Raw genomic sequence first — 6,193 nt, 5'->3', positions numbered from 1 at the left:
GAAAAGCTAATCCGGCCGCAATCCGATAAAACGAACACGCCGAATAAGCGCCAAGCCGTGACGCGAAAAAGCGAAACGACCGGCACGAACCGGAAGTGGTGTTTCAGAGGATTGGCCGCCTCGGGACCGTCCGCGCAGATGCGTGTCCGGTGCTCCCTGCCAGGCAGCTCGAAGAACACTAGTCCTTCAGGATGGCGGAGTCAACCGTCGCGGCCGGCGCAACCGAATTTCCGGTGCCTTCCTCCGTCGGCAGCTGGAAGGCCAGGACCGCGACGTCGTCGTCGTGCTCGGAGGTCACGCCCATCGCCCGCAGCAGCCGGGCGCAGACCACCTCGGGGGCGCCGATCGCGCCGGTCAGGGTGCGGGCCAGGAGGTCGAGGCCCTGGTCGATGTCCTCGTCCCGGCGCTCGACGAGTCCGTCGGTATAGAGGACACCGGTCGTGCCGGGGAGCAGCCGCAGGGTGTGGGAGACGTGCAGGCCGCCGCCGGTGCCGAGTGGCGGGCCGTTCTGTTCCTCGCTGCGCAGGATGGTGCCGTCGGGGCAGCGCAGCAGGACGGGCAGGTGTCCGGCGGAGGCGTAGGAGAGGGTGCGGCGGCTGGGGTCCCAGACGGCGTAGGTGCAGGTGGCGATCTGGTTGGCGTCGATCTCCATGGCGATGCCGTCGAGCAGGCGCATCACCTCGTGCGGGGGCAGGTCGAGGCGGGCGTAGGCGCGGACGGCGGTGCGCAGCTGGCCCATGACGGCGGCGGCGCGCAGACCGCGGCCCATCACGTCGCCGATGACGAGGGCCGTGCGCCCGCCGTCGATGGCGATGACGTCGTACCAGTCGCCGCCGACGGCGGCCTCCGCGCCGCCGGGCTGGTAGGTGGCGGCGACCCGCAGGCCGGCCGGTTGGTCGAGCTTCTGCGGGAGCAGGCTGCGCTGGAGGGTGACGGCGGCCTCGCGCTGGCGGCGTTCGGCTTCGCGCAGGCGGGCCGCGGCGAGGACCTGGTCGGTGACCTCGGCGGCGAAGATCAGCACACCGGTGGGCGACCCCTCCACCGGGGCGTCGCCGTTGTCTCCGGTGCCGAGCGGGACGCAGGAGACGTTGTAGTAGCGGTTGCCGGTGAGGCCGAGGATGCAGCGGGCCTTGACGCTGCGCGGGCGGCCGCCGCGGATGACCTGGTCCATCAGGGGCAGCACGCCCATGCTGCCGAGTTCGGGGAGCGCCTCCGCCGCCGGCAGGCCGGTGGGGCGGTCGCCGAAGAGCTCGCGGTAGGCGCGGTTGGCGTAGCCGAGCTGGTGGAGCGGGCCGTAGGTGACGGCGACCGGGGCGGGGATGCGGTTGAGGACCTCGCGCAGGTTCTGCGGCTTGTGCGGGTCGAGGAGCTCGGCGGTGGCGGCGGGGCCGCTCGGGTCGCGGGGGCTGGGCACGACCACGCCGTCGGGGCAGGGCGCACCGTCCTCGGTCCCGGTGCCGTCGGGCGGGACGGCACGCCAGGGGGCTCCGGTGAGCCGGGCGCTCCAGCGCATGAGGTTCAAACGACGGCCGCTTCCTCGGTTTCCAGGCATATCATCACTTTTTGTGTGCGCAGAAGCACACGGGGTAATGACCAGGTCGGGGTGATCCTGTCAGGCGGAGGCCCGGTTCCGGAAGTCGCGCGCCCGGCGTGGCCGTCCGGTTCGCCCTCCGGTTCGCCACACGGCCGGTCACCGGCCCGGCTCGGCGGGGGCGGTCACCGGGGAGCGTCCGGTCCGGCGTCGGACGGGCGGCCGGCCCCCGGCTCGAACCCCTCCTCGAAGGCCGAACGCGGGTGTTCCATCCCGCCCAGCGAGACCACCTCGCGGGAGAACACTCCGCCGAGCACCCAGTCCATCAGCACCCGCACCCGGCGCTCGGCACTCGGCAGTCGACGCAGGTGCCGGGCCCGGTGCAGCCACCAGGCCCGCCGGCCGGTGAGCCTGCCCCCGCGCCGGGTGTGCGCGACGGCCCGGCGCGGGCCGAGCGAGGTCGAGCAGGCGGCGGGGCCGGGCCGGTAGTCGGCCAGACCCGGGGCGTGCGGCCCGCCGTCCAGGGCCACCACGACGTTGCGGGCGAGCAGTTCGGCCTGGGCGAAGGCGTGCTGGGCGTTGGGCGCGCAGGGCGCGCCGCCCGCGGTCGGGTCCGGTACGGCGGCGCAGTCGCCCGCCGCCCAGACGCCGGGCAGGGCGCGTCCGTCCGGCCCGACGGCCTGCAACGTCGCCAGGCACCGCACCCGGCCGCGGACGTCCAGCGGCAGGTCGGTCTCGCGCAGCAGCGGGGACGGCCGGACGCCCGCCGTCCACACCAGGGTGCGGGCGCCGAAGCGGCTGCCGTCGGAGAGCGCCACGACCCGATCGGCGGCGGATTCCAGGGTGGTGCCCAGCCGGATGTCGACGCCGCGCTCACGGAGTTCGCCGAGGGTGTGCGCGGCGAGGTCGGGCGACTCCTCGGCGAGGATCCGGCCGGTCGCCTCGACCAGGACCCAGTGCAGGTCCTCGGCGCGGACGTTGTGGTAGTCCCGGACGGCGGCGCGGGCCATGTCCTCCAGTTCGGCGAGCGCCCCGACGCCCGCGTAGCCGGCGCCGACGAAGACGAAGGTGAGCGCGGACTGGCGCAGCGCCGGATCGCGGGTGGCGGAGGCGAGGTCGAGCTGTTCCAGCACGTGGTTGCGCAGGCCCACCGCGTCGCCGACGGTGGAGAAGCCGAGCCCGTGCTCGGCGAGGCCGGGCACCGGTGCGGTGCGGGAGACCGATCCGGGGGCCACCACCAGGATGTCGTAGGGGAGTTCGACCGGCGCGGGGCGCTCGCCCGGGCCCGCGGCGTCCGCCAGGGCGAGCCGGGCGGAGTGCTCGATCCGGGTGATCCGGGCGGTGAGCACCCGGCAGTCCGGCAGGACCCGCCGCAGCGGGACGACCACGTGCCGCGGGTCGATCGAGCCGGCCGCCACCTCGGCCAGCAGCGGGTGGTACGTGAAGTAGGCCTGGGGCTCGACGACGGTGATCTCCACCTCGCCGCGCCGCAGTCGCCCCCGCAGGGCGCGCTGGAGGTGGAGCGCGGCGGCCGTTCCGGCGCAGCCGCCGCCGGCGATCAGGATCCTGATGGTGAACCTCCTGCCGATGTGACGTTTCGTCCCGGCCTGCCGGGCCGGGGGTGTCCCCCCAATCACGCCCCCTATGAAGGACCGGAGGAGGTCGTCTTGTCCACAGTCCGTACGGGGCGGGTTGCGATGCGAGTGCCCGGTGTGGCCAGTTGTGCTTACTGGGCGACTTTCTGACGCACTTTCGGCCGCGCAGAGTGGTGAACTATGGTCGGATTGTGTACCGGGGCGGCCGTCGCCATGACAATCGGCGGCGACGCACCGTGGAGCGGCCATTACGGCCAGTTCCAGTGTTGGCGTGAGAACCCGACTGGGGGCCGGTCATCCGGGGAAGGGTAGTTCCCGGACAAGGGCCCCGGACGGAGCCGACGCGCCGAGCCGGACGTGGACCCGGCCCGGCGGCACGAACCGTGGTCACCGGAACGGGACGGGCGGCACGAGCGATGGGTCATCGGGTCATTTCTGACGGGCTGAGCTGCACCGGGGGGTGCGGGGGCGGGCGACGACAGGGTCCGGATTCGGACGCCTGCGGGGGAGAGTTGGGATGATGGAGCAGGAGCAGGTGTTGGGGCGGGCGGCAGCGCCGCAGGCCGGGCCGGGCACGGTCCCCGAGCAGCGCGGCCCGCTGGACCTGCCGGCGCAGGGCGGGACGGCGCAGGCGCAGGCGGGGACGGCCCGGTCGGCCGTCCCGTACCGGGCCGAGCCCGCGCCGACCGCCGTGCCGGTGCCCGGGGCCCGGTTGCGGGTGGACGCCCGGCGGAACCTGGAGAGCGTGCTGCGGGCGGCCCGTGAGGTGTTCGGCGAGTTCGGCTACGGCGCGCCGATGGAGGAGGTCGCGCGCCGGGCCGGGGTCGGCGTCGGCACGGTCTACCGGCGCTTCCCCAGCAAGGAGGTGCTGGTCCAGCGGATCGCCGCCGAGGAGGTGGCGTGGCTGACCGCGCAGGCGCGGGAGTCGCTGTACGGCGGTGACGGCGCCTGGGAGTCGCTGGCCGGCTACCTGGCCCGCGCGGTGAGCAGCGGAGCCGGCCGGCTGCTGCCCCCGGAGGCGTTCCGGTACGCGGAGGAGCTGGCCCGGGTGCCCGAGCAGCGGGCGTCGGAAGCGCCCGCGGCGGTCCGTTTCGACCTGCGCGGCGAGGAGGCCCGTTCCGGCGGGGCGGTCGAGCCTTCGGCGGCCGACGCCGATCCCCGGCTGCTCCTCCAGCTGCTGGCCGCGCTGGTGGCGCGGGCCGGTGCGGCGGGCGAACTGCGGCCGGGCGTCACGGTGTCGGACGTGGTGCTGGTGCTGACCGCCTCGGTGCCGGTGCACGCGGCCCGTCCGTCGGTCTCCGCCCCGGCGGCCGGCGGTTTCTCGCCGATTTCTCCGCAGACGGACGGTCAGGCCTCCGGCGGGCCCTCGGACCGGCTGTTGCAGATCCTGCTGGACGGTCTGCGGGCGAGCTGACGTCCGTCGGCCGATCGCCACGCCACGCCCGGCGGGCAAGGGAGTTGGAGGGAGGACCGGCGCGCGGGCCATGGGCGCGCGCCGGGTGCGGAAGCCGCACACCCCGCCGCCGCACGCTGGGCGAACGCCCCCGCGACGGCCCTTCGGAGAAAAGACGGGCGGCCCGTCCGGCTACCGCCCGTCTCTGCGCTATGCCATCCTTTGCCCGTGGTTGGAGCCAATGTCCCGATGCGCGCCCTTCGCGCGCCGTCGGCGCCGTACACCGGGGAACCGTGCGCCTACGCACGCCCGCGCGCCCTGCCACAATACGGGGGCTGTCGTGGAATCTGGGGTCCGTTGTGAGCGCCGAGGAACAGAACGACTACGGGTACGGCCTCGACTTCGGAGGCCTCTCCGGGCAGAGCGCCGAAGGGTCCGCCGCGGGCCCCTGCAGCCTCGGCGGGGCCGCCCAAGTGCCGGGCTCCGCGGCGGGTTCGTCCGCCGGTCACGTTCCCGACCAGGCCGGGACGCCCCGGCGGGAGGCCTTCTCCTCCTCGCTGCCCCCGGGCCGGGTGCCCGGGCAGGCCCCCGCGGGCCAGGGCGGGGTCGCCCCGGAGGCGTTCGTCGGCGACCGGTTCTCCGGTGGCCGGACCGCCCGACGGACCGTTCCCGCCCCCGCCGACCCGGTCGACGGTGAGCGCCCGGACTCCGACGCCGAGTTGACCGCCCGGGTCCGGGCCGGGGACGACACCGCGTACGAGGAGATCTACCGCCGGCACGCCGAATCGGTACGGCGCTACGCGCGCACCTGCTGCCGGGACAGCTTCACCGCCGAGGACCTCGCGGGCGAAGTGTTCGCCCGTACCCTCCAGGCGCTGCGGGCGGGCAAGGGCCCGGAGTTCGCCGTCCGCGCGTATCTGCTGACCGCCGTGCGCAACGTCGCCGCCGCCTGGCACCGCAGCGAGCGGCGCGAGCAACTCGTCGACGACTTCGCGGTGTTCGCGCAGACCTCGGCCACCGCGGTGGACGTCGACCTGGCCGACCCGGGCGCCGACGCCTGGGCGATGGCGATGGCCGACCAGCGGATGGTCATGCGGGCCTACGCGGAACTGCCCGAGGACGACCGGATGGTGCTCTGGCACACCGAGGTCGAGCGGGAGTCCCCGAAGACCGTCGCGGTGATGCTCGGCAAGACCGCCAACGCCACCGCCGTCCAGGCCCACCGGGCCCGCGACCGGCTCGCCGCCGCGTTCCTCCAGGCGCACGTCTCGGGCAGCCAGGAGAGCGGCTGCGAGGCGTACGCCAACCGGCTCGGGGCGTACGCCCGCGGCTCGCTGCGCAAGCGGGCCTCGGCGGAGGTCGGACGGCACCTCAGGGAGTGCGACCGCTGCACGGCCGCCTGCCTGGAACTGACCGAGATCAACACCGGGCTGCGTGCCCTGCTGCCCGGCGGAGTGCTGGTCTGGATCGGCGTCGGCGGGTTCAGCGCCGCCGCGGCCGCCGTGGGCGGTGCCGCGGCGGTCGGCGGTGCGGCGGCCGGAACGGCCGCGGCGACCACCGGGACCTCGGGTGCCGCCTCCGGTGCGGCCGGTGCCGCTGCCGCCGGCCCCACGGGTGGGGGCGGGGCGGGCGGGGCGTCTATGGCGGTGAGGTCCGGCACCGAGGAGGCCGGGA

3 protein-coding genes and 1 pseudogene are annotated in these 6,193 nt (G+C 75.1%); 2 read left to right on the top strand and 2 right to left on the bottom strand.

Features of this window, described 5'->3' with window-relative positions; translation table 11 throughout:
• Window positions 1–199: 199 nt before the first annotated feature.
• Window positions 200–1,522 (bottom strand): annotated as a pseudogene (locus ACFRMQ_RS36815) (SpoIIE family protein phosphatase); the annotation flags it as partial.
• A 194-nt stretch (window positions 1,523–1,716) separates the two neighbouring features.
• Entirely contained in the window at window positions 1,717–3,168 is a 1,452-nt protein-coding gene (locus tag ACFRMQ_RS36810; protein WP_380735198.1) for an NAD(P)/FAD-dependent oxidoreductase, read from the bottom strand.
• Window positions 3,169–3,643: 475 nt separating this feature from the next.
• Between ACFRMQ_RS36810 and ACFRMQ_RS36805 the strand changes: the two genes are divergently transcribed.
• Together ACFRMQ_RS36805 and ACFRMQ_RS36800 are read left to right on the top strand one after the other, a co-directional pair.
• Window positions 3,644–4,540, top strand: coding sequence for a TetR/AcrR family transcriptional regulator (locus ACFRMQ_RS36805; protein ID WP_380735197.1), 897 nt, complete (start codon window positions 3,644–3,646; stop codon window positions 4,538–4,540).
• A 338-nt stretch (window positions 4,541–4,878) separates the two neighbouring features.
• Window positions 4,879–6,193, top strand: a 1,315-nt coding sequence (locus tag ACFRMQ_RS36800) for a sigma-70 family RNA polymerase sigma factor (RefSeq protein WP_380735196.1), incomplete at its 3' end; no start/stop codon positions are given.

Source organism: Kitasatospora sp. NPDC056783 (assembly GCF_042789895.1).
Classification (GTDB): domain Bacteria; phylum Actinomycetota; class Actinomycetes; order Streptomycetales; family Streptomycetaceae; genus Kitasatospora.
This window is presented reverse-complemented; position numbering and strand designations above follow the sequence as displayed.

What these genes read in the sequence shown, in the direction of transcription:
- ACFRMQ_RS36805 (WP_380735197.1), top strand. Translation starts at nt 3,644, where the DNA reads ATGATGGAGCAGGAGCAGGTGTTGGGGCGGGCGGCAGCGCCGCAGGCC.